This window comes from Gemmatimonadota bacterium (assembly GCA_041390105.1).
GTDB lineage: Bacteria > Gemmatimonadota > Gemmatimonadetes > Longimicrobiales > Gaopeijiaceae > JAGQIF01.
This window is the reverse complement of the sequence record JAWKQO010000001.1, coordinates 1546168-1571472: the sequence shown is the minus strand read 5'-3', so window position 1 is coordinate 1571472 and position 25305 is coordinate 1546168. Positions and strand designations below refer to the sequence as shown.

General features: G+C 68.1%; 22 protein-coding genes. 17 read left to right on the top strand and 5 right to left on the bottom strand.

The window, feature by feature from the left end:
* Nucleotides 1–69 precede the first annotated feature (69 nt).
* From R3E10_06960 to R3E10_06900, 13 genes are all read left to right on the top strand, one after another.
* Nucleotides 70–1974 carry a 2-oxoacid:acceptor oxidoreductase subunit alpha gene (locus tag R3E10_06960; protein MEZ4415478.1) on the top strand — a complete coding sequence of 635 codons (1905 nt, stop codon included), beginning with the start codon at nucleotides 70–72 and terminating at the stop codon, nucleotides 1972–1974.
* Nucleotides 1971–2918 (top strand): thiamine pyrophosphate-dependent enzyme, encoded by a 948-nt coding sequence (locus tag R3E10_06955; GenBank protein ID MEZ4415477.1) that lies wholly within the window; start codon nucleotides 1971–1973, stop codon nucleotides 2916–2918. The genes R3E10_06960 and R3E10_06955 overlap by 4 nt, the downstream gene beginning before the upstream one ends.
* Nucleotides 2908–3960, top strand: a complete 1053-nt coding sequence (locus tag R3E10_06950) for a hypothetical protein (protein MEZ4415476.1) — start codon at nucleotides 2908–2910, stop codon at nucleotides 3958–3960. The genes R3E10_06955 and R3E10_06950 overlap by 11 nt, the downstream gene beginning before the upstream one ends.
* 3 nt (nucleotides 3961–3963) lie before the next feature.
* A complete protein-coding gene (locus tag R3E10_06945) occupies nucleotides 3964–4818 on the top strand; it encodes a (Fe-S)-binding protein (protein MEZ4415475.1) in 855 nt (284 codons plus the stop codon).
* A complete protein-coding gene (locus R3E10_06940; GenBank protein ID MEZ4415474.1) occupies nucleotides 4815–9920 on the top strand; it encodes a 2-oxoacid:acceptor oxidoreductase family protein in 5106 nt (1701 codons plus the stop codon). Before R3E10_06945 ends, R3E10_06940 begins: the two co-directional genes overlap by 4 nt.
* Nucleotides 9921–9989: 69 nt before the next feature.
* Nucleotides 9990–11318 carry an electron transport complex subunit RsxC gene (rsxC, locus tag R3E10_06935; GenBank protein MEZ4415473.1) on the top strand — a complete coding sequence of 443 codons (1329 nt, stop codon included), beginning with the start codon at nucleotides 9990–9992 and terminating at the stop codon, nucleotides 11316–11318.
* On the top strand, nucleotides 11315–12316 hold the full coding sequence (locus tag R3E10_06930) for an RnfABCDGE type electron transport complex subunit D (protein ID MEZ4415472.1): 1002 nt from the start codon (nucleotides 11315–11317) through the stop codon (nucleotides 12314–12316). The genes rsxC and R3E10_06930 overlap by 4 nt, the downstream gene beginning before the upstream one ends.
* Entirely contained in the window at nucleotides 12313–13032 is a 720-nt protein-coding gene (locus tag R3E10_06925; GenBank protein ID MEZ4415471.1) for an FMN-binding protein, read from the top strand. Before R3E10_06930 ends, R3E10_06925 begins: the two co-directional genes overlap by 4 nt.
* The gene (rsxE, locus tag R3E10_06920) at nucleotides 13029–13697 is read left to right on the top strand and encodes an electron transport complex subunit RsxE (GenBank protein MEZ4415470.1); all 669 of its coding nucleotides are present in this window, start codon (nucleotides 13029–13031) and stop codon (nucleotides 13695–13697) included. Before R3E10_06925 ends, rsxE begins: the two co-directional genes overlap by 4 nt.
* Nucleotides 13697–14272 carry an Rnf-Nqr domain containing protein gene (locus R3E10_06915; GenBank protein ID MEZ4415469.1) on the top strand — a complete coding sequence of 192 codons (576 nt, stop codon included), beginning with the start codon at nucleotides 13697–13699 and terminating at the stop codon, nucleotides 14270–14272. Before rsxE ends, R3E10_06915 begins: the two co-directional genes overlap by 1 nt.
* A 146-nt stretch (nucleotides 14273–14418) precedes the next feature.
* The gene (locus R3E10_06910; GenBank protein ID MEZ4415468.1) at nucleotides 14419–15411 is read left to right on the top strand and encodes an FAD:protein FMN transferase; all 993 of its coding nucleotides are present in this window, start codon (nucleotides 14419–14421) and stop codon (nucleotides 15409–15411) included.
* Nucleotides 15412–15421: 10 nt separating this feature from the next.
* Nucleotides 15422–15622 carry a hypothetical protein gene (locus R3E10_06905; GenBank protein ID MEZ4415467.1) on the top strand — a complete coding sequence of 67 codons (201 nt, stop codon included), beginning with the start codon at nucleotides 15422–15424 and terminating at the stop codon, nucleotides 15620–15622.
* Nucleotides 15619–16014 carry a hypothetical protein gene (locus tag R3E10_06900; protein ID MEZ4415466.1) on the top strand — a complete coding sequence of 132 codons (396 nt, stop codon included), beginning with the start codon at nucleotides 15619–15621 and terminating at the stop codon, nucleotides 16012–16014. Before R3E10_06905 ends, R3E10_06900 begins: the two co-directional genes overlap by 4 nt.
* A gap of 64 nt (nucleotides 16015–16078) precedes the next feature.
* On the opposite strand, the gene R3E10_06895 is transcribed toward R3E10_06900, so the two are convergent.
* Both R3E10_06895 and R3E10_06890 read right to left on the bottom strand, forming a co-directional pair.
* Nucleotides 16079–17668, bottom strand: a complete 1590-nt coding sequence (locus tag R3E10_06895) for a caspase family protein (protein MEZ4415465.1) — start codon at nucleotides 17666–17668, stop codon at nucleotides 16079–16081.
* A 50-nt stretch (nucleotides 17669–17718) separates the two neighbouring features.
* A complete protein-coding gene (locus tag R3E10_06890) occupies nucleotides 17719–18393 on the bottom strand; it encodes a hypothetical protein (protein ID MEZ4415464.1) in 675 nt (224 codons plus the stop codon).
* 263 nt (nucleotides 18394–18656) lie between these two features.
* Between R3E10_06890 and R3E10_06885 the strand changes: the two genes are divergently transcribed.
* Together R3E10_06885 and R3E10_06880 are read left to right on the top strand one after the other, a co-directional pair.
* Nucleotides 18657–19007, top strand: coding sequence for a PadR family transcriptional regulator (locus R3E10_06885; protein MEZ4415463.1), 351 nt, complete (start codon nucleotides 18657–18659; stop codon nucleotides 19005–19007).
* 12 nt (nucleotides 19008–19019) lie between these two features.
* The gene (locus R3E10_06880) at nucleotides 19020–21752 is read left to right on the top strand and encodes an ADOP family duplicated permease (GenBank protein ID MEZ4415462.1); all 2733 of its coding nucleotides are present in this window, start codon (nucleotides 19020–19022) and stop codon (nucleotides 21750–21752) included.
* A gap of 39 nt (nucleotides 21753–21791) precedes the next feature.
* Here the strand turns inward: R3E10_06880 and R3E10_06875 are convergent, their stop codons facing one another.
* The 3 genes from R3E10_06875 to R3E10_06865 all read right to left on the bottom strand — a co-directional run bounded on the left by R3E10_06875 (nucleotide 21792) and on the right by R3E10_06865 (nucleotide 24188).
* On the bottom strand, nucleotides 21792–22598 hold the full coding sequence (locus R3E10_06875; protein ID MEZ4415461.1) for a DUF4159 domain-containing protein: 807 nt from the start codon (nucleotides 22596–22598) through the stop codon (nucleotides 21792–21794).
* 73 nt (nucleotides 22599–22671) lie between these two features.
* Complete coding sequence (locus R3E10_06870) at nucleotides 22672–22920, bottom strand: hypothetical protein (protein ID MEZ4415460.1); 249 nt, start codon at nucleotides 22918–22920, stop codon at nucleotides 22672–22674.
* A 185-nt stretch (nucleotides 22921–23105) separates the two neighbouring features.
* Nucleotides 23106–24188 (bottom strand): membrane dipeptidase, encoded by a 1083-nt coding sequence (locus R3E10_06865; GenBank protein MEZ4415459.1) that lies wholly within the window; start codon nucleotides 24186–24188, stop codon nucleotides 23106–23108.
* 104 nt (nucleotides 24189–24292) lie between these two features.
* Between R3E10_06865 and R3E10_06860 the strand changes: the two genes are divergently transcribed.
* Entirely contained in the window at nucleotides 24293–24520 is a 228-nt protein-coding gene (locus R3E10_06860) for a hypothetical protein (GenBank protein MEZ4415458.1), read from the top strand.
* A 308-nt stretch (nucleotides 24521–24828) separates the two neighbouring features.
* The gene (locus tag R3E10_06855; protein MEZ4415457.1) at nucleotides 24829–25254 is read left to right on the top strand and encodes a hypothetical protein; all 426 of its coding nucleotides are present in this window, start codon (nucleotides 24829–24831) and stop codon (nucleotides 25252–25254) included.
* Nucleotides 25255–25305: the final 51 nt, after the last annotated feature.

Below are 25305 nucleotides of genomic sequence, written 5' to 3'. Positions count from 1 at the left end.
CCCTGCAGATTGGGTCGATTCAAGGTGCACAGGAGATCCGTAGTACAGCTCGGAAAGTGGGTAACCACGATGGCCAAACGGCTTCCGACGCTGGGGACCGAGCCTGCCGAGGCTCGCCCGGCGTCCGTGCTCGACGTTGATTCCTTCACAGTCGAAGTCGTCTCGGATTCTGGGGAAGGAGCCCAGAAGTGCGGGCAGATCTTCGGAACCGTCTCCGCCAAGATGGGCAACGGCGTCTGGACGGTCGAGATCATCCCGGCCGAGGTGCAGCCCCCCCCTCGCAACGCGGCCGGCGCTTCTGGCAACCGGATCCGCATCGGAGCGGGCCCCGTCACCAACTGGGGTGATCGCTCGAACCTGGTGGTGGCCTTCAACGAGCAGGTGCTCCTCGCTCGCCACCGTCTGGGCGCGCTCGAGCACGACGCCATCGTCCTGCTGGAGAATCAGTGGGCGACCCACGACGATCCGGGCATCCGTCAGCAGTGGGAGGAGGCGCTGGAGGAGTTGTCGGGGCACGAATACCGGATCATTCCGGTGCCGATGCACGAACAGTGTCTGACCCTGGTCGAGAACCCGCGCCTGGGCAAGAACATGTTCGCACTGGGCATGCTCACGGAGGTCTTCCAGCGCGACGCCGAGCGCGTACGCGACCAGATCCGCTTCTCCTTCCGCAAGAAGGACTCCTCGGTCGCGGATCGCAACATCGCGCTGCTCGAGTTGGGAATGGCCTGGGCGGCCCAGCATCTGGACTTCCGGGTCGCGGTCCCGCCGCATCCCACCGAGGAAGACATGGTGGTGATGAACGGGAACCAGGCCATTGCGCTGGGCGCCATCGCTGCCGGGATGGAGTTGGCCGCGATGTATCCCATCACTCCGGCCACGTCGGTGTCTCATCAACTGGGCGACGTGTTCGAGCGCTTCGGTGGTGTGGTGCACCAGGCCGAGGACGAGATCGCTGCGGCTGGCGTGGCCCTGGGTGCGTCCTATGCCGGCAAAGTCGCCTTCACCATCACGTCCGGCCCCGGCCTCGCGCTCAAGACCGAGTTCCTGGGGCTGGCCATCATGACGGAGACGCCCCTGGTGGTCGTCGATGTCCAGCGAGGTGGCCCCTCGACCGGCCTTCCCACCAAGGTGGAGCAATCCGACCTGCTGGCGGCGCTGTTCGGGCAGCCAGGCGATGCGCCCCATGTGATCATGGCCCCGGCGACCATCGAGGAGTGCTTCCATGTGATGGTGACGGCGCGCCGGCTGGCCGAGGCGCTGCGGACCGTGGTGATCGTGCTGTCGGATGCGAACCTGGCCACGGGCGTCCAGCCCTTCGTGCGGCCCCGCCTCGATCCGGCCTGGGTGGCGGCACCACCCGACCAGAGCCCCATTCCAGAGGGACTCCGTCCCTACGACTGGGATCCGAAGACGGGGCTGTCCCGGCGGTTCGTCCCGGGGCAGGCGGGCGGAATGTTCACGGTGACCGGCCTGGCCCACGACGAGCGCAGCAAGGTCGCCTACAGCTCCGACATCAATCAGCGTGCTTCCGAGATGCGCAGTCGCAAGATTGCGGTGCTGCAGAGCACGCTGAAGCCCCCTGAGGTCAACGGCGACGACTCCGGCGAGCTCCTGATCGTGGGGTGGGGGAGCACCAAGGGAGCCATCGAAGAAGCCGTAGAGCGGGCGCGGGCCGAGGGGCGCTCCGTCTCTTCACTGCATCTGACCTTCCTCTCGCCGCTCGAGCCGGGTCTCAAAGCGATCTTCAACCGCTTCCGCAAGGTGATGACGGTCGAGATCAACTACAGCGACCCGCCCGATGCACCCTTCATCACCGATGAAAGCCGGCGTAGGGGGCAGCTGTCCTGGCTGCTCCGCGCCCAGACGCTCGTGGATGTGGATTGCTGGACCCGGGTCCTGGGCGAGCCCCTGCGGCCGGGCGCCATTCTCGACGTCATTCGCGCACGCACGTCACGGGGGGCCCGCGCATGAGCAGCTGCTCGTTGTTCCATCTGTCCGACCTGGATGAGCACGACTACTCGATGTCCGACTACGAGGGGGCGCAGGCGCGTTGGTGCCCCGGCTGCGGCGATCACTCCGTGCTCAGCAGTGTGCAACGGCTGCTTGCCCAGGAGAACCTCCCACCCGAGCAGACGGTGTTCGTCTCGGGCATCGGCTGCTCCAGCCGTTTCCCGCACTACGTGAACACGTACGGGTTCCACGGCATCCACGGACGAGCCCTGCCCATCGCCACGGGAGTGAAGCTGCATCGGCCGGAGCTGCACGTGTTCGTCGTCATGGGCGACGGCGACTGTGTCTCGATCGGGGCTGGTCACTGGATCCATGCCACGCGCTACAACGTGAACATGGTGGCACTGCTGCTGGACAACGAGATCTACGGTCTCACCAAGATGCAGACGTCGCCGACCACGCCGCAGGGATATCGGACCAACACGCAGCCGCGCGGCAGCTTTCTGCCGCCCATCAATCCCATCGAGGCCACCTTGGGCGTCACCAACGCCTCCTTCGTCGCCCAGACCGCGGAGTGGATTCCCGCGCACATGGCGGCCACGCTGGAAGCGGCCTACCGGCACCCGGGCTTCTCGTTCGTGCGCATCCTGCAGCGCTGTCCGCACTTCACCCCGGACCTGTTCGGAGACGACGTGAAGAGTCCCGAGCGGACGCAGATGCTCGTGCATGAGCGCGGGATCGATCTGCCGGAGCTGGCCAAGCGCTATGCGGACCGCTTCACGCACGATCCCTCCGATCTCGATGAGGCCCGCCACCTGGCGCAGGACCAGAGCAAGCTGAGACTCGGGATCTTCTTCCAGGATGCCACCCTGCCGCGCTACGAGGAGACCCGGCACTTGCCGGGGCACACCGTGGACGAGAAGCTCGCGCTGCTGGAACGGGAGCTGGACCGCTATGCCGTCTGAACCGGATCGGACCCAGGAGGCCCTGCGGGCGCTCGCCCCTTCGATCGAGCGCTTCGAAACCGCGTTGGCCGCGACCATCGAGGAGCTGCGTGGTTTCCTGGATGCCCACCGAGGCGGGCCGGAAGAGGCCGACGCGCGTCTGGGCGCCGAGCTCGGCCGTTTCGCAATGTCCCGCATCGACCCCGCCCGCTTCTCGACGCTCATTGCGCCCAAGGCGAGCGTGGACGTGGAGACGCTGCACGTCGTCGAGCAGGCCATGGCCACGCTCGGTGAGCTGCGTGCGCGGGGTGACGACCTGTTCGTCGCACGCGTGGCTCCGGGTGGGGACCTGCGCACCGCGGTGACGGACGCGCTGGCGGAGGCCGGTCGAGCGTTTGGTGTCGCCCGGTCGCTGCGCTTCGTCTGGAACGGGGTGCCCAGCACCGCGCTGGATGACCCACGCGATGCGTTTTCGCCGTGGCGCTGGAACCCGGCCGAGCGCGAGCTCGCTCCTCCGCTGGTCGTCGAGGTCGGTGGCCGTGATCTGAGTGCCGCCGGGCTCGCCGATCTGCTGGAAGGAAACCAGAAGATCGTGCTGATCACCTCTGGTCCGGCGCCGGTGGCACCCCTGGCCCGTTTGCTCACCCCGGGACTGTGGGTGGTTCAGGCCGACCAGGCCGAGGCGTTCCTGGAGATGACGCACGCACCGGCCGCCGGCATCGCCGCATGGCTGCCCTCCGAATGTGCGCGCTTCGTCCATCGCCCTGGTGGCGGTTCGTTCTCCGCCCGCATCGAGATGCAGTCCCTTCCGGAGAAGGGGACGGGGCGGTCGCTGGGCCGCGTGGCCGCCGCTCGCGAGGCGAACGATCTCGAACATCTGCGCGAGCTGTTGATCGCCTCCCCGGCACGGACCGCCGTGGAGGCCGCCCCTGCCGGTGCGGTGCCGTCCGCGGCCCCGACGCCGGAGCCGGGATTCGTGGGAGCGAAGCCGCAGTCGGCGGAACCCGTGGACCGCCTGGCGGGCTGGTTGTTGGCGCAGGCGGGACTGGCGGCGGGGCAGTAGTCGATGGACGGCGCCCTCGTGCTGGAGTCCGTGGCCATTCTCGGTGGGGTCGGCCTGACGTTCGGCACGCTCATCGCGCTGGCGCACAAGAAGCTGCGCGTATGGGAAGACCCTCGGGTCGATGCACTCGCCGAGCTGCTGCCAGGCGCGAATTGCGGAGCCTGTGGATTCGCCGGCTGCCGCGCGTTCGCCGAAGGGTTGGTGACGGGTGCGGTCGCTCCGGCAGGGTGTACCGTGATGGGTGAGTCCGAGGTGGACGACGTGGCCGCGCTGCTGGGCGTGGAAGCCGGACAGGCGGATCGGCGTGTGGCGCGGCTGCTGTGCGCGGGAGGGTCCGACGTCGCCCGCCGCAAGGCCGACTACTTCGGGATCGCCAGCTGCGCCGCTGCGCGCGCCGTGACCGGGGGAGGAAAGGCATGCGCCTGGGGCTGCATCGGCCTCGGGGATTGCGCGGTCGCCTGCGATTTCGATGCGATCACCATGAGCGCGTTCGATCTTCCGGTGGTCGACCCCGATCTCTGTACAGCCTGCAACGATTGCGTGGTGGCCTGCCCGCTCGACCTCTTCGTGCTCATGCCCCTGGAGCAGCATCTCATCGTGCAGTGCAGGAACCTGCTCGAAGGAGACGCGGCCACCAACGTCTGCTCCGTCGCCTGCAATGCCTGCGGGCGCTGCGTCCAGGACGCCGCGCCCGGGCTGATCGAGATCCGCTCTGGCCTGGCGGTGATCGACGACGCTGCTGTCGAGAAGGCCAATCCCGACGCTACGGCCCGCTGCCCGACCGGTGCTATCGCCTGGGTGGTGGGTGGCCAAAACTTTCCTGGTGTGGAACCGCGAATCGGTGAGGCGGTCGCATGATCGAGCCGTTCAGGAAGAAGAAGCCCGCATCCACCCCCATGGACGCCGCGCCCCGCTTCCCGGGGGAGCTGGAGGCGACCGACGGTAGCACCGCAGTGGTGGCGATGGAGACCGCCGCCAGCGAGGCCGCCGGCGCGTATCCCATCACGCCGTCGACGCAGATGGGCGAGGGATGGGCTCAGGCCGTCGCGGCCGGGCAGACCAACGTCAACGGCCGGCGCCTGCTGTTCTTCGAGCCGGAGGGCGAGCACGCGGCCGCAGCCGTGACGGCAGGCATGAGCATGATGGGCCTGCGTGCCACAAACTTTTCCAGTGGCCAGGGCATCGCCTACATGCACGAGTCACTCTACGCCGCGGCGGGCAAGCGGTTGACCTACGTGCTGAACGTGGCCGCTCGCGCCATGACCAAGCAGGCGCTCAACGTACACGCCGGACACGACGACTATCACGCCGTGGACGACAGCGGCTTCTTCCAGCTCTTTGCCAAGAACGTGCAGGAGGCGGCGGACCTCACGCTGATCGCCCACCGTATCGCCGAGCTTTCGCTGACGCCCGGGATCTCGGCCCAGGATGGATTCCTGACCAGCCACGTCATCGAGTCTTTCCTGCAACCCGAGCGTGCGTTGGTCAAGACCTACCTGGGGGATCCCGGCGACATCATCGATTCTCCCACGCCCGCTCAACGTCTCGTGTACGGCCCCACGCGGCGCCGCATCCCCGAGCTCTTCGACTTCGACTATCCCGCCATGTTCGGGGTGGTCCAGAACCAGGAGAGCTACGCGCAGGGCGTAGCGGCCCAGCGACCGTTCTACTTCGACCATGTCGCTGCGCTGAGCGACCAGGCCATGGCGGAGTATGCCGCGCTGACCGGCCGTGAGTATGCCCGAGCCAGCGGCTACCTGCTCGACGACGCGGAGTACGTGCTGGCCGGCCAGGGCTCGGTGGTGTGGAACGCCGAAGCCGTAGCGGATCATCTGCGCCGCACGCGTGGCCTCAAGGTCGGGGTGCTTAACCTCGCCATGTTCCGACCCTTCCCGGCCGACCGGGTCAGCGCGCTGCTGAAGGGCAAGAAGGCGGTGACCGTCCTCGAGCGCGTGGACCAGCCCCTGGCGGTCGATCCGCCGCTGCTGAGAGAGATCCGCGCCGCCATGGCCCAGGCACTGGAGAATGGACGGGCCCGCAACGGCGCGGTGCCGCACGCGGGCGTCGCGTCTCTCCGACCTGAGGAGATGCCCGACTTCCATGCCGCCGGCTTCGGGTTCGGCAGCCGCGACCTCCAGCCCGGCGACCTGGTCGCGGCGGTGGACAACATGCTGGAAGGCGGCGCGGGCCGCCGTCACTACTATCTGGGGATCGACTTCATCGATCGGGAGACGAGAGCCCCCAAGCTGCAGATCTGGCAACAGGAGTTGCTGGATGCCTATCCCGACCTCGAGCGCCTGGCTCTGCCGGCGGCCGGAGACATCGATCTCCTGCCTGAGGACTCGATCGCCATCCGCATCCACTCCGTGGGCGGGTGGGGCGCGATCACGATGGGGAAGAACCTCGCGCTCACGGCCTTCGAGCTGGCTGGGCTGCACGTGAAGGCCAACCCCAAGTACGGCTCCGAGAAGAAGGGACAGCCCACCAACTTCTACGCCGTGCTCGCGCGAGAGCCCATCCGCATCAACGCAGAGCTCAAGCACGTCGACGTGGTGCTCTCTCCCGACCCCAATGTGTTCCGGAGCACGGATCCACTCGCCGGGCTCAATGCCGGCGGCGCGTTCGTCATCCAGAGCGACCTGCCCGCCTCGGACGTGTGGGCATCGCTGCCCGCTCAGGCGCAGCGCACGATCGTATCGAAGGGGATCAAGGTCTACGCTCTGGACGCCTTCAAGATCGCCTCCGAGGAGGCCACCGATCCGGAGCTGCGCTACCGCATGCAGGGCGTCGCCTTCATGGGTGCCTTCTTCCGCGTGTCTCCCTTGGCCGAGCGCGAAGGGCTGGGCGAAGAGGCACTGTTCGCCGGGATCCGCGAGCAGATCGAGAAGAAGTTCGGAAAGCTGGGTCAGCGCGTGGTCGACGACAATCTGCGCGTGATCCGTCGGGGCTTCGACGAGCTACGGGACGTGCCGCATGCAGCGGTGGGAGAGGACGAGCCGGGCGCGCATCCGCTGCCAGGGCTGCCCTCGCTCCTGGACGTTCCGGGGGCCAAGCCCGGCATCGGCAACCCGGGGCGTTTCTGGGAGCAGGTGTGTGCCTACTGCGCCACCACGGGCAAGGATGTGATCGCGGATCCCTTCGCCGCGCACAGCGCCATCCCGGCCGCGACCAGCACCGTGCGTGACATGACCAACATCCGCTTCGAGGTCCCCGACTTCGTCGCGGACAAGTGCACGGGGTGCAGCCAGTGCTGGATGCAGTGTCCGGACGCCGCCATTCCCGGGCTGGTCACCTCGGTAGAGGACGCGTTGGAGGCGGCCATCCGCACGGCGGCCAACGGGAAGCCCCTCAATCGCCTGAAGCCGCTCACGCCGCATCTGGCCAAGGAGTCGCGCAAGATCCTGCAGGGCGTCGGATTCCGCTCGTTCGCCGACGCCGTGTCGGCGGCCTACGAGAACGTGGCCGGGAAGCTCAAGTGGGATCCGGAGCGCAGAAAGGCGCTCGATGAAGAGTGGGCGGCCGTGTACGGAGTCGTCGCCGACTTCCCCTTCGCGCGCACGGCCCCCTTCTACGACCTCCCCGAGAAGAAGGAGAAGGGCACTGGGGGGCTGCTCTCCATCACCGTGAACCCAGAGGCCTGTAAAGGCTGCAACATCTGCGTGGACGTGTGCCCAGAAGGCGCGTTGGTCACCGTCCGCCAGGACGAGGCCATCGTGGAGCGGCTGCGTCGCAACTGGGATCTGTGGGAGAACCTCCCCGACACGGACGATCGCTACATCAACGTCCGCAACGTGGAGCAGGGCATCGGCGTGCTTCCCACGCTGCTGTTGAAGAAGAAGAACTATCGGTCGATGGCGGGGGGAGACGGGGCCTGCATGGGCTGTGGTGAGAAGACCGCCGTCCACATTCTGGTCTCTACCATCGAGGGCCTGATGCAGCCGCGGGCCGAGGCGTTCGTGAGGCGCCTGGATGGGCTGGTGGCCGGACTGGAAGAGAAGGCGCGGACGCTGGTGGCAGCCGACGCCGATCTCGACGATCCGGCCGCCGCGAGTGGCGCCCTGGCCGTGCAGGCGACCCCCGAACACAGGGAGCGACTGGCGCTGCTCCTGCGCACGCGCGACCGGCTCAGAGACCTGCGCTGGCGCTATGTGGAAGGACCCGGGGGACGTGGGCGAGCCCACATGGGGATCAGCAACTCGACGGGGTGCTCGTCCGTGTGGGGAAGCACCTACCCCTACAACCCCTATCCCTTCCCCTGGGTGAACCACCTCTTCCAGGACGCGCCCTCGATCGCCATCGGGATCTTCGAGGGACAGATGCGGAAGATGGCGGACAACTTCGTCGACGTGCGACGCGCCGAGCTTCTGATCGGGGACGACTACGCGCCCGAGCGCGACGAGCTCTTCTTCGAAGCGTTCTCGTGGAAGGAGTTCAGTGACGAGGAGTTCCACCTCTGCCCGCCGGTCCTGGCCATGGGCGGTGACGGTGCCATGCTGGATATCGGCTTCCAGAACCTTTCCCGCCTGCTGGCGTCCGGAAAGCCGATCCGCGTGGTGGTGCTGGACACGCAGGTGTATTCGAACACCGGCGGGCAGTCCTGCACGAGCGGCTTCACCGGCCAGGTGGCGGACATGGCCGGCTTCGGCAAGGCGCAGCATGGAAAGACCGAGACCCGCAAGGAGTTGTCGCTGATCGCCCTGGCGCATCGAGGCGCCTACGTGCTGCAGACCTCACAGGCGGCACCGTCCCACATGATGCAGGGCCTGCTCAAGGGCCTCAACAGCCGTCGCCCGGCGGTCTTCAACATCTATACGCCTTGTCCCGTGGAGCACGGCGTGGCGGACGAATGGGCTCCCCATTCGGCGCGCCTGGCGCTGGAGAGCCGTGCGTTTCCTTTCCTCGTCTACGATCCGGACGAAGGCCCCACGGTGGCCGAGTGCCTGAACCTGGACGGCAACCCTTCCGTCGAAGACGTGTGGCCCACCTATACGCTGCGCTACAGCCAGGACGGCGAGGAACGCTCGCAGGAGCTTCCACTGACCATTGCCGACTGGGCGGCGACCGAGGGAAGGTTCAAGAAGCACTTCCGGCCCCTGAAGAAGGACGAGTGGGACCGACCGGAGCTCGTGTCGTTCGCGGAGCTGGTGGCACTGGAGCCCGACGACCGTGTGGGGAAGGTCCCCTTCATCTACACGCTGGGGCAGGACGGCGGGCTCGAGCGCACGGCAACCACCGCCGAGATGGTGGACCTGGCGGACGACCGCCTGCGCTTCTGGCACCAGTTGAAGGAGCTGGCTGGACTCGAGGTGTCTTCCCGGGTGCGTCAGGGGCTGGCCCGTGAGACCGAAGTCGAGTTCGAGGCGCGCCTGAGCGCGCTCAAGCACGAGTATGAAGCGCGCCTGGCCGAGCTGAAAGCCAGCTATCCGGCCGTGGTGGCGCGGCGTCTGGCGGAAGGCCTGCTCGCGGGTGGACCGGATCGCACGGTCGCCGAGTTGCTGGATGCTGCAAAGGATTCTCCGCCGGTGGGGGCGGTGGCCATCGAGGAGCTGGGATCTCCTGTGCCTAGCGTGTCTGCGGCGGGGGCTCCCCCGTCCGTGGTCGCGCCCCAGCCCGACCCCGTTTCCCCGCCGGCGGCTTCGGCCGCAGCAGCGCAGGTCGCACCACCTCCCGTCGCCGAGAGCGCGCCCGCGGAGGAGGACGACGACGAGCTCGTGATGGGCCCCTACATCGAGACGGCGCTGTGCACGAGCTGCAACGAATGCATCAACATCAACAAACGGATGTTCGGATACGACGACTCCAAGCAGGCCTACATCAAGGACGCCAAGGCGGGGACGTTCGCCGAGTTGGTGCGTGCGGCCGAGCAGTGTCCGGCTGGCATCATCCATCCCGGTACCCCGCTCGACCCCAACGAACCGGACCTCGACAAGTGGCGCGTGCGGGCGGAGCCCTTCCAGTGAGGTGCACGCAGCGCAGGAGCGGACACGCGTTGAGCGCTTCGGGCTCTTCCCGGGGAAGGGAGCGCTGACGTGTTCGGACGCTGGAGCTTCCGGCATGGCGTACACCCGCCCGACTCCAAGTCGCTGACCGAGGCACTCCCGGTCCGGCGGCTGCGCTTCCCGGAAGAGGTGATCCTACCGCTCCGCCAGCATGCCGGCCGGCCGGCCCGCCCACTGGTCCAGAAGGGAGACCGGGTCGAGCGCGGCGACAAGATCGCCGAGGCGGACGGGTTCATCTCGGTTCCGATCCACGCGTCGGTGGCCGGGACCGTCGTGGACGTCGGGTGGTGGCCGCACCCGGACGGAAGCGTCGACACGGCCGTGCGCATCCGGGCCGAGCCCTTCTCGCCGCAGATTCCCCGCCCCCGTCTCGTTCCCCACTGGGAAGGCCTGACGCCGCAGGAAGTGGTGAAGGCCGTACAGCAGGCCGGAGTGGTGGGCCTGGGCGGTGCAGCCTTTCCCACGCACGTGAAGCTCCTGCCTCCCGATGGAGTGAAGGTGGAGCTGCTCCTGGTCAACGGAGCGGAGTGCGAGCCGTACCTGACCACCGATCATCGCACCATGGTCGAGTATCCCGAGCGGGTACACTTCGGCGTGCGGGTGATGCTACACACACTCGGCGCACCGCGCGCCGTCATCGGTGTGGAGAACAACAAGCCGGACGCCATCGAGCGGCTGCGGGCCACGGCGCCCCCCGATCTCCCGGTCGAGGTGTTGCCGCTGACGGTGAAGTATCCGCAGGGCGCGGAGAAGATGCTCATCAAGACGGTCATCGGACTCGAGGTCCCCTCCGGGAAACTGCCCGCTCATGTGGGCACCGTCGTACAGAACGTCGGCTCGATCGCGGCTATCGCCGAAGTGTTCGAGACCGGGCTTCCGCTCATCGAGCGGGTGGTCACGGTCACGGGGCCCGGTGTGGTCGAGCCCCACAACCTGATCGTGCCGGTGGGCACCAAGCTCCGCGACCTGCTGGACCAATGCGGTGGCCTTACCGAGGATGCGGCCGAGATCGTCTTCGGAGGTCCGATGATGGGCACCGCCCAGCCAGACCTGGACGTGCCGCTGCTGAAAGGCACCACCGGAGTCGTGGTCCTCACCCACCGTGAAGTGAAGCCCAAGCGGACCTACCCGTGTATCCGCTGCGGGCACTGCCTGGACGCCTGTCCGGTCTTTCTCAACCCACAGCTGCTGGGCTCGCTGGCCCAGGCCGCCCGCTATGAGGAGATGGAGGCGGCCAGTCTGATGGACTGCATGCTGTGCGGGTGCTGCTCGTACGTCTGCCCCTCCAACATCCCACTCTCGCAGATGTTCGCGCTGGGGAAGGCAGGGCTCAAGAAACGAAAGGCGATGACGGCATGAGCGATGTACGCCTCGAGCTCACGGCGTCGCCCCACCTGAAGGCGCCCGACTCCACCGCGCGCATCATGTGGTCGGTGGTCTGGAGCCTGGTCCCCGTCGTGGCCACGGCGATCTGGTACTTCGGGCCCAGCGCCGTACTGGTCATCGGCGCCGCCACCGGCGGAGCTGTGCTCACGGAGCGCCTCTTCGGCCAGGGCGGTAGCCTGGCGGACGGCTCCGCGGCCATCACGGGGCTGCTGCTCGGTCTCACGCTCCCGCCGGGCCTGCCGCTCTGGATGGCGTTCCTGGGCGGCGTCTTCGGAATCGGCTTCGGCAAGTTGATCTTCGGCGGGCTCGGCCAGAACGTGTTCAATCCGGCGCTGCTGGGCCGGGCCTTCCTGCAGGCGGCCTTTCCCATCGCGATCACCACCTGGCCCGCGCGCCCGGAGTCCTGGTGGGCGCTGCGCGGCCCCAATCTGGCCTGGCCGCTCTTCACAGGCAGCGCTCCGGACGTGCTTACCGAGGCGACACCACTGGGAGCGCTCAAGTTCGAGGGCCGAGGCACCGAGTTGTTGGATCTGGCCATCGGCAACACCGGCGGCTCGTTGGGGGAGACCGCGGGCCTCGTCATCCTGATCTGCGGTGCCTGGTTGGCGCTCAAGAACTACCTGAACTGGCGTATTCCGCTGAGCATCTTCATCACGGTGGGCCTGCTCTCCGCAGTGCTGCACGGAATCGACGCCGCTCGCTATGCCGACCCGCCGTTCATGTTGTTCAGCGGTGGTCTGATTCTGGGCGCGGTCTACATGGCCACCGACATGGTCACCTCGCCGGTGACCAACGGGGGGGCGTGGATCTTCGGGTTCGGGATCGGAGCATTGGTGGTGGTGATCCGGATCTGGGGCGGACTCCCGGAAGGCGTGATGTACGCCATCCTGTTGATGAACGCCTTCGTCCCCTTCATCAATCGGGCGACCCAACCGCGCGTATTCGGGCACGCGCGCAGAGGGGCTGCATGAGCGAGCGACCGCTGCCCACCCTGGGCGCCCCATCACCCCCGCCGGAGGGAGCGGCGGCGGCTTTGCCGGTCGACGATTCCCCGCCGTCCTGGCGCCTCCTCGGCACCTTGGCCCTGGCGGGTATGCTGGCGGGCCTCCTACTGGTAGTGGTCTTCCAGGCAACCCAGCCCCGCATCCTGGCACACCAGGCCCAGGTGCTGCGCGAAGCCGTCGAAGAGGTCCTCGGAGGACCGGAGCGCTACGAGACCTTGTTCGTCCTGGATGGTAGCCTGCAGGCCGATCCAGCGGGTGCGGACACGGCGCGGCTCGACCGCGTCTATCTGGGCTACGACGCCGCGGGCCGCCCGCTCGGCTTCGCCGTCGAGGGAGGAGAGCCCGGCTTCCAGGATCTGGTGCGCCTCATCTTCGGCTACGACCCCGCCGCCCAGCGCGTGCTGGGCATGACGGTGCTGGAGAGCAAGGAGACGCCGGGGTTGGGAGACAAGATCGAGAAGGATTCGCTGTTCGTGCGCGAGTTCGCCGGGGTGCTGGCGCCGCTGGCGGGCGTCAAGCGTGGAGCCGGCAGCGGTGACGCGCACGAGGTGGACATGATCACCGGAGCCACCATCTCGTCGCGCGCCGTGATCGGGATCATCAACCACCGGCTGGACGCGCTGGCTCCATTGTTGGAACAGTACTGGAACGGAGCGGTGGTTACTGCGGAGGCGCACCCATGAAGGAGACCACGGCCCGCCAGGACCTGGAGCGCGGATTCTGGAAGGAGAACCCCGTCTTCGTGCAACTCCTGGGCCTGTGTCCCGCCTTGGCCGTCACCAACTCGGTGGCGAATGCGCTGGCGATGGGGCTGGCCACGTTCTTCGTCCTGACCGGGTCCAGCCTGCTGGTGTCCTCACTCAAGAGCTGGATTCCGCACGAGGTCAGGATCTCGGCGTACATCCTCATCATCGCCACCTTCGTCACGATCGCGGACATGACTCTGGCGGCACTCGTGCCCGACATCCACAAGGCCCTCGGAGCCTTCATTGCGCTGATCGTGGTCAACTGCATGATCCTGGGCCGACAGGAGGCTTTCGCGTCCAAGCGACCCGTGGGCCGGGCCCTGCTGGATGCGGCCGGCAGCGGTGCCGGATTCCTGGTGGCCCTGGTGGCGCTGGGGCTGGTGCGCGAAGTCCTCGGCAACGGCAGCGTGCTGGGCGTTCCGGTATTCGGCGGCGGCTTCGAGCCGTGGGTGATCATGATCCTCCCGCCCGGCGGGTTCTTCACGCTGGGCGTGTTCCTCCTCGGCTTCTCCTGGTGGGCGCAACGACGTGAAGCGTCCCGGCCCAAGGTGCGGGAGTGGCCCCACGGCGTGGCCACCACCACGCACAAGGAGGCGGCGTGATGGGCGAGCTGTTCTGGATCCTGATCTCCGCCATGCTGGTGAACAACTTCACCCTGGTGCTCTTCCTGGGGCTTTGCCCGTTCATGGGCGTGTCCGGGAAGGTCTCGACGGCGCTCCGCATGGGGGCGGCCAATCTGTTCGTGCTGGTGCTCACGTCGCTCACCGCGTGGTTGCTCAACACCTGGGTGCTGAGCCGGGCACCCTATCTGCGAATCATCTCGTTCGTGGTGGTGATCGCCTCGCTGGTGCAGATCGTGGAGATGACCATCAAGCGCTTCAGCCCCACGCTGTTCCGCGAGCTGGGCATCTTCCTTCCGCTCATCACCACCAACTGCGCGATTCTGGGTTTGGCGATCTTCCAGACCAACCGCGGCTATGGGTTGGTGGAGGGGCTCTTCTTCGCGGTCGGAGCCGGGCTGGGGCTCACCCTGGCCCTCGTGCTGATGGCCTCCATCCGCGAGCAGACCGAACTGGCCAGCATCCCGGCGGTGGCCAAGAACATGGGACTGGTGCTCATCCTGGCGGGCAGCCTCTCCATGGCGTTCATGGGGTTTGCCGGGCTGTTCAGCTCGTGAGCGCCGAGGAGGAGGTCGGAGGGTGAGCACCGTGGCCGCGGTCGTGCTGATGGGAGGGCTGTTCGCCCTGTTCGGCTGGATACGCCACCGCGGTTGCGATGGCGGGTGTGCGGGATGCGGCGCATCCTGTGAACACAGGAGGAACGATGGCTGACGCACACGGTGGCCGGGGGCTCCCGGGTCGGAGGGCGTTTCTTTCGGTCGGGCTGGGCGCATTCGTAGTGGCGACCCTTCCCTGGGCGCGCCGCGCTCCCAAGCTCGTCCGTCGGCGCCTGCCGCTGATGGGCACCATCGCCGAAGTAGGCGTGGTGCATCGTGATGAACGGTTTGCCTGGACGGCAGCCGGCGCGGCGCTCGACGCGCTGTCGGAATGCGAGGGCCGTCTGACACGCTTTCGGCCGGAGTCGGAGGTCGGGCGCATCAACGAGATGGCTCATGTCCGCCCCGTCACTGTGAGCGCGACCACAGCGGACGTCCTGGAGGCGGCCCTGGCGGTCGCGGAGCGCAGCGGTGGGCGCTTCGATCCCTGTCTCGGTCGGATGGTGGTGGCCTGGGACGTTGCCCACCGCCGGACGCCCCTGGCACCGGAGATCTCACGGGGCTTCGCGTCGAGGGAGCTCCATCGTCTGCTGGATCTGGAGAGGACGCCGCAGGGTGCGCGCGTCCGAGCCTTGGATGCCGACGTTGCGCTCGATCTCGGCGGCATCGGGAAGGGCCACGGTGTCGATCGGGCGGTGGCCGTGCTGCGGGAATGGGGGATCCGCGACGGGCTCGTCAACGTGGGCGGCGACCTCTTTGCGCTGGGGCGCTCCCCCGAGGGGGACCCCTGGACGGTAGGGGTGCGCTCCCCGGAGGATGCGCGGGTCCTTCTGCGGGAGCTCGAGGTCTCGGACGCGGCGGTCGCCACCTCCGGAGACTATCAGCAGGGCTTCGACTACGAAGGGCGGCGCTACGCGCACATCCTGGATCCCGTCACGGGCGCGCCCGTCCAGACCCCCGTGCGCACCCTCACGGTCGAGGCCGAGACCTGCATGGAGGCGGACGCCTGGGCCACCGCCGCCTTCGGCCTCACGGCTGGTGACGCCGATGCGCTGCTGGCCAAGGCTCCGTCAGCGGTACAGCTCATTCACGTCGCATAGGGAGGCAGCCATGGAGGTTCGTCACGCGTATTGCTCCGCATGCGACCGGCAGGTCGAGGTGGTCGTGCGTCCGGATTTGCCGGAAGGGCAAGAGCCCACCGCCGAGGACCTCGTGTGTCTTGCGCATGGGGACAGTTGTACCGGGGACCTGTGCCCCGTCTTCACCGTGCCCACCGAAGAGATGAAGCGCCGCCTGGAGGACCGCCGATGAAGACCCGTAGCGTTTTCTGCAGCCATTGCAACAAGAAGGTCGACGTGGGCGTCACTCCGGCACCGCTGCAGGGAGGGCAGGCCAGCTTGCCCGATGGAGGAGAGCTGATCTGCCTCGACTTCGGCGCCGGATGTCAAAACAGCGAGTGCCCGGTCTCGCAGCTCCCCTCGATCGTGATGGGGTTCCGGTTGGCACGCAGCGGAGAGGACAAGCACGGCGGCTGGCCGATGGTGAGCGCCGTGTGCGAAGGGTGTGGTCTGCGTACGGACATGGAGGTGCTGGATGACCACCATGCCTTCTGCACGCAGTGCCGCACCACCAACACGCTGGTGCTCCTGCGGATGGACGACGACAGCTACGTGGCGGTGGCGGGGAAGTCCGAGCCCACCTGAGCGAGCCCGCATGGGCCCCGGCTCGGCCGAGGATCGGCGCAGGTGGGCGCTCGACGCCGCACGCCTAACGGAACAGCACCCGTTCGCCAGCCACGCTTCCGCGATCGACCACGAGATGTTGGTGGGAAAGATCGCTCTGGCGCCGGTAGCGCTCGTGCAGGTACTCGAGCAGCTCGGTCGCCGTCAGGGCGCCATCGCCATCCTGGTCGGCCGCTCGTTTGCCCACTCCGTCGAAGACGAACTCCGAGAGATAGCCGCCGGCTCGATACTCGGCGGCGACCTGTGACGTGACGTGCTCTTCGCTGGAGAAGATGCCGAGCCGGCCCGGGCGGGAGATCACATCCTTGGCGAAGCCTCCGCTGTAGCAGGCGTCCAGGATCACGACGATCGCGCCTGCCTGCGCCTCGGCCAACGCCTCCGCCAGCTCGTCGTCCAACAGCGGGCCGTCGTGGAGCATCAGCGCCTCGTCGAGACCATCCGGATCGGACGCCTGCGCTCGAGGAGCGGGGACCTGCACGCCGTGCCCTGAGAAGAAGAAGACGAAGGTGTCGTCGGGCCCGGCAGCTGCGCTCAGGCGGCGCACCGCACGCAGGACGCTGCGGCGCGTGGCACGATCGTCCGTGAAGAGGGCCTGGCCGGCCTCGTCCAGATCGCGGCTGTGCCGCATCGCGTCCAGCGTGCGGCTGGCGTCCGCCGACGTGTACGGAAGGTCGACGCCGTTGCCCGGGTAGTCCGAGATGCCCACGAAGACGCCGAACACCCGGGGGGAGCCCCCTCCGGATGCCTGCGCTCCCAGCACCGTGGGTGCCTCCTTGAACCCCGTCGTGGAGCCCGGCGCAGGCGCGGCCTCGAAGACGTACGCTCCCGACTCCGTCGCGAGGCGGGACGCGAGGAAGAGACGCCAGGTGCCCGGCTCGTCGACCTCGAGGGAGAGACGCGATCCTCCGGCCTCCGACGCGTCGCCCACCCACCAGCGTCCGCTGGGCGAGACCGCGGCCAAATAGGGATGGAACTCCGACGAGCGGAGCAACGCGTCCAGATGGTCGCCCTTGGCGAAGGCTCGGTCGATGCGATGGAAGAACTGATCTGGCAACAGTCGTCCGCGCAGGGAGCTCCTGCCATCCCACGGCAGCGAGACGCCGGTATCGGTGGGCGCTGCGCCCTCTGAGGGTGCAGGTGTACCGCGGGCGCGTGCTTCGGAGGGTCCCGCCTCGTAGAGCGCCACCCCGAAGCGGCATGCGCTGGCCAGGCAGCCGACCATGGTGACCTGAACCTCGAAAGGCCCTGCGTCTCCCAGGTTGAAGTGCACCAGCGGGACGGCGTCCGGCGCGCCATCCCTGCCCACCACGGCCCCCTCCAATCCGGTGACCCGCAGGTCCAGATCATCGCAACGCTCGTCGCAGACTCCCTGGAGGGTATAGGTGATCCCCGGCTCGGGCCTCATCTGGAAGTAGGCCGAGGTGCCGGCGGCCAGCGACCCGGTCTCGGACCAAACACGGCGGGCCGCCAGGCTGCCCAGGCCGAGTGCCGACAGGTCGAGCTGGGCCTCCACGTAGCGCTCCCACGCCTGCTGGGGGTGAGCCGCCCAGCCGGGTGTGGCGGAATGGGCCGGGCCGGCGAACGCCAGCGAGAGCGCCAGGACCGTCGCGTGCATCCGGCTTGCCGCGCGGAGCCTGTGATTCCAGGACGTCTGCGTGCCGCTGCTCATCGGGCCCGCAACGCGCGCAAGGTGATGAGGTGTCCGGCCAGCGCCCCCGCGACACAGACGCTGCCGATCCACACGTGCGGGAAACGGAAGGGGAGCGTGACGGGGTCGGGGAAGCGCTGCAGCGGACCGGGCAACGAGGTGGCCACGATCCGAAGGATGTTCACCAGGAGCAGGATCCCCACCACGGTGGGCACCCAGGCGAACACGCGAGATCGGCTGATCAGCGGCACGGCTGCCAGCGCGAGGAGTCCGCTCACGATGTCGGGGTTCTGGCCGGTCCAGGTCATCTGGGGCGGCGCCACTCCCGCGGAGACCCACCGATGGAGCACCAGCTCGAGCGGTAGGCGGAAGCCCTGGAATCCGACGAGTGCGGCAAGCGGCGTGGACCGCGCGATGGCGCCGCCCAGACGTGACAATGCGAACGCGACAGCCGCCAGCAACACCGCCCCCATGAACGCCTGTGGCGGGAGCCGCCCGTCTGGCGCGAGCAGGCCGCTGACGGTGGGCAGTGCCGTGAGCAGCAGCCAAAGCGCACCGAACGACAGCGCACGCAAGCGGACGCGGCGCCGTTCCTCGGCGGGAGCGGTGCGCTCGGTGGCGGTGGCGCCCGCGATCACGACAGAGAGAACCACGCCGAGGAACGCCAGGTTCGCGACCGGCGTGCCATCCATCGCTGACTCCTTGGAGAGCTCGGTGATGAAGAAGGCCCCATACGGAACGGGTGACGCCCTCTACCACGGACAGTGGCGCCAGGAGGCTCCGCGGAGGGTCACCCGGGCCTCGGCCCGTCAGCCGGTTGGCGCGGGACCCGACCCCTTCCTCGGGGACACGGGGTCGTCCCGTCGCCCTGAGTCACCCTTGACTACGTCAGCGGGCCGTCGCCATTATCCCTGAACAATTCAGGGGTTAACAATTCAGGGGTCAGGAAGGGGTCATGGAGCAGCAAGGGATGCGGTTGTTACAGGGGACTCTGGACCTCCTGGTCCTGAACGCCCTGGAGGGAGGGGCGTCGCACGGCTACGCCGTCGCGAGTTGGATCCGAGACGCGACGGGGGACCGGCTGCAGATCGAGGACGGGGCGCTCTACACGGCCTTGCACCGCATGGAGCGCAAAGGCTGGCTTCGAGCGGAATGGGGCCTCACCGACACCAACCGCCGCGCCAAGTTCTATCAGCTGACCCCATCCGGACGGAGGCGTCTGCAGGACGATTCCCGCACGTGGGTGGAATACGCCGAGGCGGTCTTCGCCGTGTTGAAGGCGGCCAAAGCCACGAACGTTTCCTGAGGGAGTCGAGGCATGGCGGAGCGGGGGAGGCAGGAGGGGGAGGGACGGAGCTTCGACATCCGCAACGTGCGGCGTGACGTGCGTGCCGATCTCGCGGACGAACTGGCGTTCCATTTCGAACAGACCATCGAAGAGCTGATCCGGGCGGGCTGGTCACCCGTAGAGGCGCGTGCCGAGGCTCAGCGTCGGTTTGGAGACCAGCAGCGCTACGTGACGGAGCTCGTGCGCACGGACCGCCGCACAGCACGCGGCGAGGCGCTGCGACGCCGCCTACAGGACGGGTGGAGCGCGTGGAAGATCGTGTTGCGCGGCCTGGGGCGCTCTCCCGGCTTCGCCGTGACGGCCGTGCTGACCCTGGCCCTGGGAATCGGGGCCAACGCCACCATGTTCGGGATCGTCGATCGACTGCTCCTGCGACCGCCCGATCATGTGGTGAACGCGGAGCGGGTGCGCCGCCTGTTCGTGCGCCGGGAGTGGCGGCCCGGTGACCTGATCGTCGACAACACCCTTTCGTATCCCGATGTCGAGGACTGGGAAGGCGCGCGCACCATTCGCTCGCTTGCGGCCTACTCATCCTGGGGCGAAGTCACGATGGGACGGGGGCCCGGCTCTATCCGCGTGCGGGCGGCGCTCGCCCAAGCTGCGTTCTTCCCGACCTTGGGCGTGCAGCCCGCGCTGGGTCGCTTCTACACGCGCGACGAGGACCGCGTCGGCGGCCCTACCGTGGCGGTGCTGGGATACGAGCTGTGGCAATCGGCGTTTGGCGGTGATCCGGGCGTGGTGGGCCGGACGATCGAGTTGGGTGGCGAGGCCTTCGACATCGTGGGGGTGGCTCCGCAACGGTTCACGGGGATGGAGCTTCGCCGCGTGGACCTGTGGCTTCCCCTCGAGAAGTATGGCTTCGAGGTCATGGGCAACGCCTCCGACAGCCGGAACGACTGGTGGGTCAACGCGGTTGCGAGACTGGCCGACACCGTGAGCGTGGCCCGGGTGGAGGCGGAGCTGACCGCGCTGCACCGCGCTGGCAGGGCGGATGCCGGCGGCTCGTACGATCCCGAGGCGAGCATCGTCGCCGTCTCGTCCATCGTGGCGCGGGGACCGGAGGGCGAGAGTGGAGGGCCGGGCAGCGTTGCGCGTGTCTCGGTCTGGCTGGCCGGCGTGTCGCTCGTGGTGCTGCTGATCGCCTGTGCCAATGTCGCCAACCTCTTTCTCGCCCGCGCCAGCCAGCGGCGGCGCGAGCTGGCCGTGCGGGTCTCGCTCGGGATCCCCCGTGAACGCCTGGCCTTCATGGTCTTGGGAGAGAGCCTCTTGCTGGCCGTCTTCGCGGCATTCGCCGCCATGGCCTTGGCGACCTGGGGTGGTGCGGTGGTGCGCAGGACCCTGCTGCCGGACGTCGACTGGTCGGGCGTGGGCTGGGACCCGCGCGTCGGCTTGGCGACACTGGGCGTGACGCTGCTGGCCGGCGTGCTGGCGGGTGTGGCGCCCGCGATGTCTGCGACCCGTACGGACGTCATCGAAGGACTGCGTGCGGGGGATGGCCGCAGCAGTCTGGGGCGGAGCCGGGTGCGTACCGCGCTCCTGGTTCTCCAGCCGGGGCTCTCCGTGTTGCTGCTCGTGGGAGCGGGGCTGTTCGTGCGCAGCCTTTCCGCGGTGCGGGGGATCGACCTCGGCTTCGATCCGGACGGGCTGTACACGGTGCGACTGGAAGCCGATGAGGGTGGAAACCCTCTGCCGTCGGCCACCTCGCCGTTGGCGGATCTGTACGAACGTGCGCAGGAGCGTGCAGGGGCGCTGCCTGTGGTCGATCAGGCTGCCTTGGCCTTCAGCATGCCCTTCCGCGATAGCTGGAGCGCGGAGTTTCGCGCCCCCGGACTGGACTCGCTACCCCACTTTCCCGGTGGTGGCCCCTACCTCAATGCCGTGAGCCCGCAGTTCCTCTCCACCATGGGCCTCGAGGTCCGGCGTGGGCGGGGCATCGAGGACAGTGACGCCGAAGGCACGCTGCCCGTGATGGTGGTCAACGAGTATCTGGCTTCGCGGCTGTGGCCCGATCAGGATCCGATCGGGCGCTGCGTTCTGATCGGGCGCGATGCCGAGACCTGTACGACTGTGGTGGGCGTCGTCGAAAACGCGCATCGCCAAGGCCTCATCGAACCGGACGAGGCGCTCTACTACCTGCCGCTGGCCCAGCATCTGAACGACTATCCGCCGCGCACGCTCTTCGTGCGAGTGCGTCCGGGGGCCGCGGATGTGCAGCAGTCTTTGCGCCGGGAGCTGGAGGGCTTCGATTCTCGCATCCGCTTCGCCGCAGTGCGAGGCTACCGCGAGATCCTCGATCCCCAAGCGCGGGCGTGGCAGTTGGGCGCGACGCTCTTCACACTGTTCGGAGCGCTGGCCTTGGTGGTGGCGGCCGTGGGGATCTACAGCGTCTTCGCCTTCGATGTCACCCGCCGCGTACCGGAAATCGGGATCCGGGGGGCTCTGGGGGCCACGCCCGGGTGGATCGTCCGGCTGGTGCTCGCAGATGTGGCGCGGGTGGCCGGGACGGGGTTGGTGCTCGGGTTGGTGGTCGCACTTCTGCTGGCCCCGCGGCTCGCGCCGCTGCTGTACGCCGTGCCCGCTCGTGATCCCGTCGTACTGGCCGGCGTCACGGTGGTGCTGTGTCTGGTGGCGCTGGCAGCGGGTGCCGTTCCGGCCTGGCGGGCCACCCGGGTGGAGCCCACCGTGGCGCTCCGCGCGGAGTAGTCGACGAGGGCGAGCGCCCGGGGGAGGGGCGGGCAGAGCTCAGTGCGTCAACGAGTAGATGATGAAGTTGACCGCCAGCTTGTAGGCGTACGACGACAGGTCGAAGGGATACTCGGGGCGCTCGGACCATTCCCAGGCATCGCCCAGGTCGCTGTTCCAGTTGATCACCATCATCAGGCGGCCCTTGTCGTCATGGATGCCTCGGATGTGGGGCACGATGCCGTCCCGTTCGTAGCGCCGGTAGAGATTGTTGGCGGCCGGGACCTGCTTGATCTCCTCGATGTCGTAGAACGTGTTGAAGAGTTGGTGATCGGTTCCCAGCTCGACGATGGGGAGCTCGGGGAAGACGCGACGCATCTCGTACTCGAAGTTGTTCCACTCCGCAGTGCCCCAGAAGTCGTCCACCACCAGGAAACCACCGGAGAGGAGGTAGTCGCGCAGACCGCGGACCTCCTCGTCCGAGAGGCTCATGTAGCCGACCTCGAGCATGTACAGGAAGGGGAAGCGCCGAAGCTCCGGATCGTCCAGCCGCACGGGGTTGACGCCCTGGTAGACGTCCAGCAGCTCCAGCGTGCGATCGATCACGATCACGAACTGCTCGTCTGCCTTGGGGAAGTCGGTGGCCCAGGAAGCGTAGCGCCGGAAACCGCGCGCCAAGCCAGTGCCATAGACCGCGCGTGTGAAGTAGAAGTCGTATCCGGCTGGCGCGGCCTGGAAGAACTCCTGGGCGCTGATGGGCTGCCCCGGAGGCGGGAGTCGCGGTGTGCCCGTTTCGGGCGGCGTCAACAGCACGCTTCCCAGCAACATGCCCAGGAGCGGCAGGCGGGAGGCGGGCAGAGGCAACATGGTCAATACTACGTCCAGCCGGGGTCGGGAGTGCCCCCGGGCCGGAGAACCCTGCTCTCCGTCTTCCCCCGCGCTACGGCTCTCCCGAGCGACGCATCCGGGAGGTGTGGGTTTCGATGGCCCGGCTGACCAGGTCCTGTGCTACGCGCAGGCCTTCGGGCGTCCGTCCGACGGCCTGCAGCAGCGAAGCGAGCTCCTGCCCCATCTCGGGGTCGTCCGCACATTCCGCCTCGATGAAGCGCGCCTGCTCGCCGCTCCCGAGTCCCGCAGCGCGATGAAACAGGGACTCCAGGCGGGCCCAACGGGCTGGCGAGAGGCGCATCGTCGCGGTCGGCGTCCGGAGAATGGGGCGGAGATTCGAGCCGGCCCCTACCCGACTCCTGGGAGGCAAGCGCAGGGCCCTTCATCCACAAAGCGACAAACGGGGCTCTCTACCATCATGGCAGCGCCGCGGCGCACGGCCGCTGCCGAGCTCGGTGCGGACGGGAGGTGGGCCTCGCTCTGCGCTCAGCCTATGACCTCCTCGTAGAGGCGAAGGAGATTGCGGCCCATAATCCGCTCCACGTCGTCTCCGGAATAGCCCAGTCCCGCGATTCCGTCCCATACCACTTCCATTCGCCGGGGCCCGTTCAGCTCGTCGATGAAGTAGGGGAGCTCGGTGCTCTGCACCTGGCTACCTTCTTCCGCGCGCAGCTCTGCTTCGTACTCGGGGGTCATCTCGATGACGCGGTGATCCCGGTCGGACCCTATGCAGACGTGCTCGACACCCGCGGTTTGCACGGCATGATCGATGTGGCGGAAGTAGGTGTGCAGGTTGTCCCGCTTCTTCTCGGTGAGGAACGGCCGCAGCTGACAGATCCCCACCACGCCGCCTCGGTCCGCCAGGGCACGGAGGTTGGCATCCGTGGTGTTACGCTCGTGTGGGTAGACCGCGTCGCAGGCGGTGTGCGAGATGTGAACGGGCACCCGAGAGGCCTCGATGGCGTCTGCCATCGTCTGCATGTTGGCATGCGAGAGGTCCACGAGCATCCCGATGCCGTTCATCCGGTCGATCAAGGCGCGACCGAAATCCGTCAGGCCGCCCGCGTCGCCGGCCTGACGACAGCCCACCCCCGCGCGGTTGCGGTCGTTGTACGTGATCTGGCAGCTGCGCAGACCCAGTCGGTGGAACAGATCCACTCGGTCCAGATCACCGCCGAACTGCTCCGAGTTCTGGTAGAGATAGAAGACCGCCATACGACCGGAGCGCCGTGCGCGCTCCACGTCCGCGGCGCGTGTGGCCTTGATGAACAGCTCCGGGTGGGCAGCCAGATAGCGGTCGTACTCGAGGAGTCCGTTCACGGCCAACTCGAGGCCTTCCGCACCCACCGGCTTGGGATCGCAGAGCGTGACCGTGATGGAGTCCATGCCGCTGGCGAGCATCTCGCGCACCAGGGCGGATTCGTAGATCGTCCGCAGCTCTCCCATGGCGTCCATGATCAGGGCTCGTGGGTCGTGCTGGTCGCGGCGTGCACTCGCACGTCCGGGTTGGATGAGCGGTGGCGCCAGTGAGGTGAGGGCAGCGGCGCGGACGAAGTCCCGGCGGTTCATGGAATCCTCCCGTGGTTCTCCCCAGGGTAGGGCGTGGGCATGGAAACTGCACCCCCGGGTGCGGAGCTCAGGCCCCACATGGATCATCCGCCCAGGAGACCGCCATGCGACGATTGGCTTCCCTCGCCCTGTGCGCCGCCCTGCTGGGCGCGGCGTGTCCGGGGCGCGCGTCCCAGGCCGAGGAGCCGGCGCCGGAATTGACCCGCCATCAGAAGGACTCCCTGGTCGCCACCATGCCCATTCCCGGGGCCAAGGCGGTGGGAACCGCGATCCGAGCCCAGGATGCGGCTGCGGAGCGGGCCCGGATGTTGGACGAGGAGTCGTCCCGCTAGAACCGCCCGGGACACCAAGGAACTCGTTTCCACACGGCCCCCCCCTGCGGGCCGCCCCGACGCCGGCAAGACTACCTAGGGCAGGTGCCGGTGGGGGGGACCGGCCTGAAGCGGGCGGTGCAGCGCGGAGTCCCGTGCGGATGTCGGGGTAGGGTGCGCCGGCTGAACGGGGCGACCATCTGTAACGACGGACACAGGCCCGGGATTTCTCGCGTTTGGCCTTGGGTGGCCGGTCTCTCCTGGTTTCCGCGCCTGGGAGGTGTGCGGCCTCCCACCGGGGGAGGCCCCAGCCGCTTCGGGGGGCAGCCATGCTGATCGAGCATCCCATCCAGGTCCGCATCCTGGCCGGTGGCGTTCGCCTGTGGTCCAAGGGATTCGCGGGGACCGTGGCCCTTGGATTGGGCGCGCTGACGCCGGCCGAGAACCTCGCGTTCCAGGAGCGGCTCAATGCGCTGCTCGCGAATCGGGCCTGGCGAGCCGCAGGGTTCGCGGCCCTGCTGGCGCTGGGGCTGGTCACCGTCTGGACCCGCGGCCAGGGTTCCCCGTGGCTGGGAGTCCCCGCCTGGTGGGTGGGGGCGGCGGCGACGGCGGTGGGGGCAGGCATCGGCAAGGCGATCGGAACGGCGTACGCCCATGTCTGCCTGCGGCGCTCCTTCCAGGAGCTCTATGACCGCGTGTCGCCGCGGCGTCCGGGAAAAGCCTCGCGGGTGCCGCTCATCCTCGTGGCGGAGTGACCGACCCCGCCGGCCTGCCGCGAGCGTAGGCGCACCGCCGATCCAGATCAG

Coding starts and splice junctions, on each gene's coding strand:
- R3E10_06960 (MEZ4415478.1), top strand. CDS start 70: ATGGCCAAACGGCTTCCGACGCTGGGGACCGAGCCTGCCGAGGCTCGC.
- R3E10_06955 (MEZ4415477.1), top strand. CDS start 1,971: ATGAGCAGCTGCTCGTTGTTCCATCTGTCCGACCTGGATGAGCACGAC.
- R3E10_06950 (MEZ4415476.1), top strand. CDS start 2,908: ATGCCGTCTGAACCGGATCGGACCCAGGAGGCCCTGCGGGCGCTCGCC.
- R3E10_06945 (MEZ4415475.1), top strand. CDS start 3,964: ATGGACGGCGCCCTCGTGCTGGAGTCCGTGGCCATTCTCGGTGGGGTC.
- R3E10_06940 (MEZ4415474.1), top strand. CDS start 4,815: ATGATCGAGCCGTTCAGGAAGAAGAAGCCCGCATCCACCCCCATGGAC.
- R3E10_06930 (MEZ4415472.1), top strand. CDS start 11,315: ATGAGCGATGTACGCCTCGAGCTCACGGCGTCGCCCCACCTGAAGGCG.
- R3E10_06925 (MEZ4415471.1), top strand. CDS start 12,313: ATGAGCGAGCGACCGCTGCCCACCCTGGGCGCCCCATCACCCCCGCCG.
- rsxE (MEZ4415470.1), top strand. CDS start 13,029: ATGAAGGAGACCACGGCCCGCCAGGACCTGGAGCGCGGATTCTGGAAG.
- R3E10_06915 (MEZ4415469.1), top strand. CDS start 13,697: ATGGGCGAGCTGTTCTGGATCCTGATCTCCGCCATGCTGGTGAACAAC.
- R3E10_06910 (MEZ4415468.1), top strand. CDS start 14,419: ATGGCTGACGCACACGGTGGCCGGGGGCTCCCGGGTCGGAGGGCGTTT.
- R3E10_06905 (MEZ4415467.1), top strand. CDS start 15,422: ATGGAGGTTCGTCACGCGTATTGCTCCGCATGCGACCGGCAGGTCGAG.
- R3E10_06900 (MEZ4415466.1), top strand. CDS start 15,619: ATGAAGACCCGTAGCGTTTTCTGCAGCCATTGCAACAAGAAGGTCGAC.
- R3E10_06895 (MEZ4415465.1), bottom strand. CDS start 17,668: ATGCACGCGACGGTCCTGGCGCTCTCGCTGGCGTTCGCCGGCCCGGCC.
- R3E10_06890 (MEZ4415464.1), bottom strand. CDS start 18,393: ATGGATGGCACGCCGGTCGCGAACCTGGCGTTCCTCGGCGTGGTTCTC.
- R3E10_06885 (MEZ4415463.1), top strand. CDS start 18,657: ATGGAGCAGCAAGGGATGCGGTTGTTACAGGGGACTCTGGACCTCCTG.
- R3E10_06880 (MEZ4415462.1), top strand. CDS start 19,020: ATGGCGGAGCGGGGGAGGCAGGAGGGGGAGGGACGGAGCTTCGACATC.
- R3E10_06875 (MEZ4415461.1), bottom strand. CDS start 22,598: ATGTTGCCTCTGCCCGCCTCCCGCCTGCCGCTCCTGGGCATGTTGCTG.
- R3E10_06870 (MEZ4415460.1), bottom strand. CDS start 22,920: ATGCGCCTCTCGCCAGCCCGTTGGGCCCGCCTGGAGTCCCTGTTTCAT.
- R3E10_06865 (MEZ4415459.1), bottom strand. CDS start 24,188: ATGAACCGCCGGGACTTCGTCCGCGCCGCTGCCCTCACCTCACTGGCG.
- R3E10_06860 (MEZ4415458.1), top strand. CDS start 24,293: ATGCGACGATTGGCTTCCCTCGCCCTGTGCGCCGCCCTGCTGGGCGCG.
- R3E10_06855 (MEZ4415457.1), top strand. CDS start 24,829: ATGCTGATCGAGCATCCCATCCAGGTCCGCATCCTGGCCGGTGGCGTT.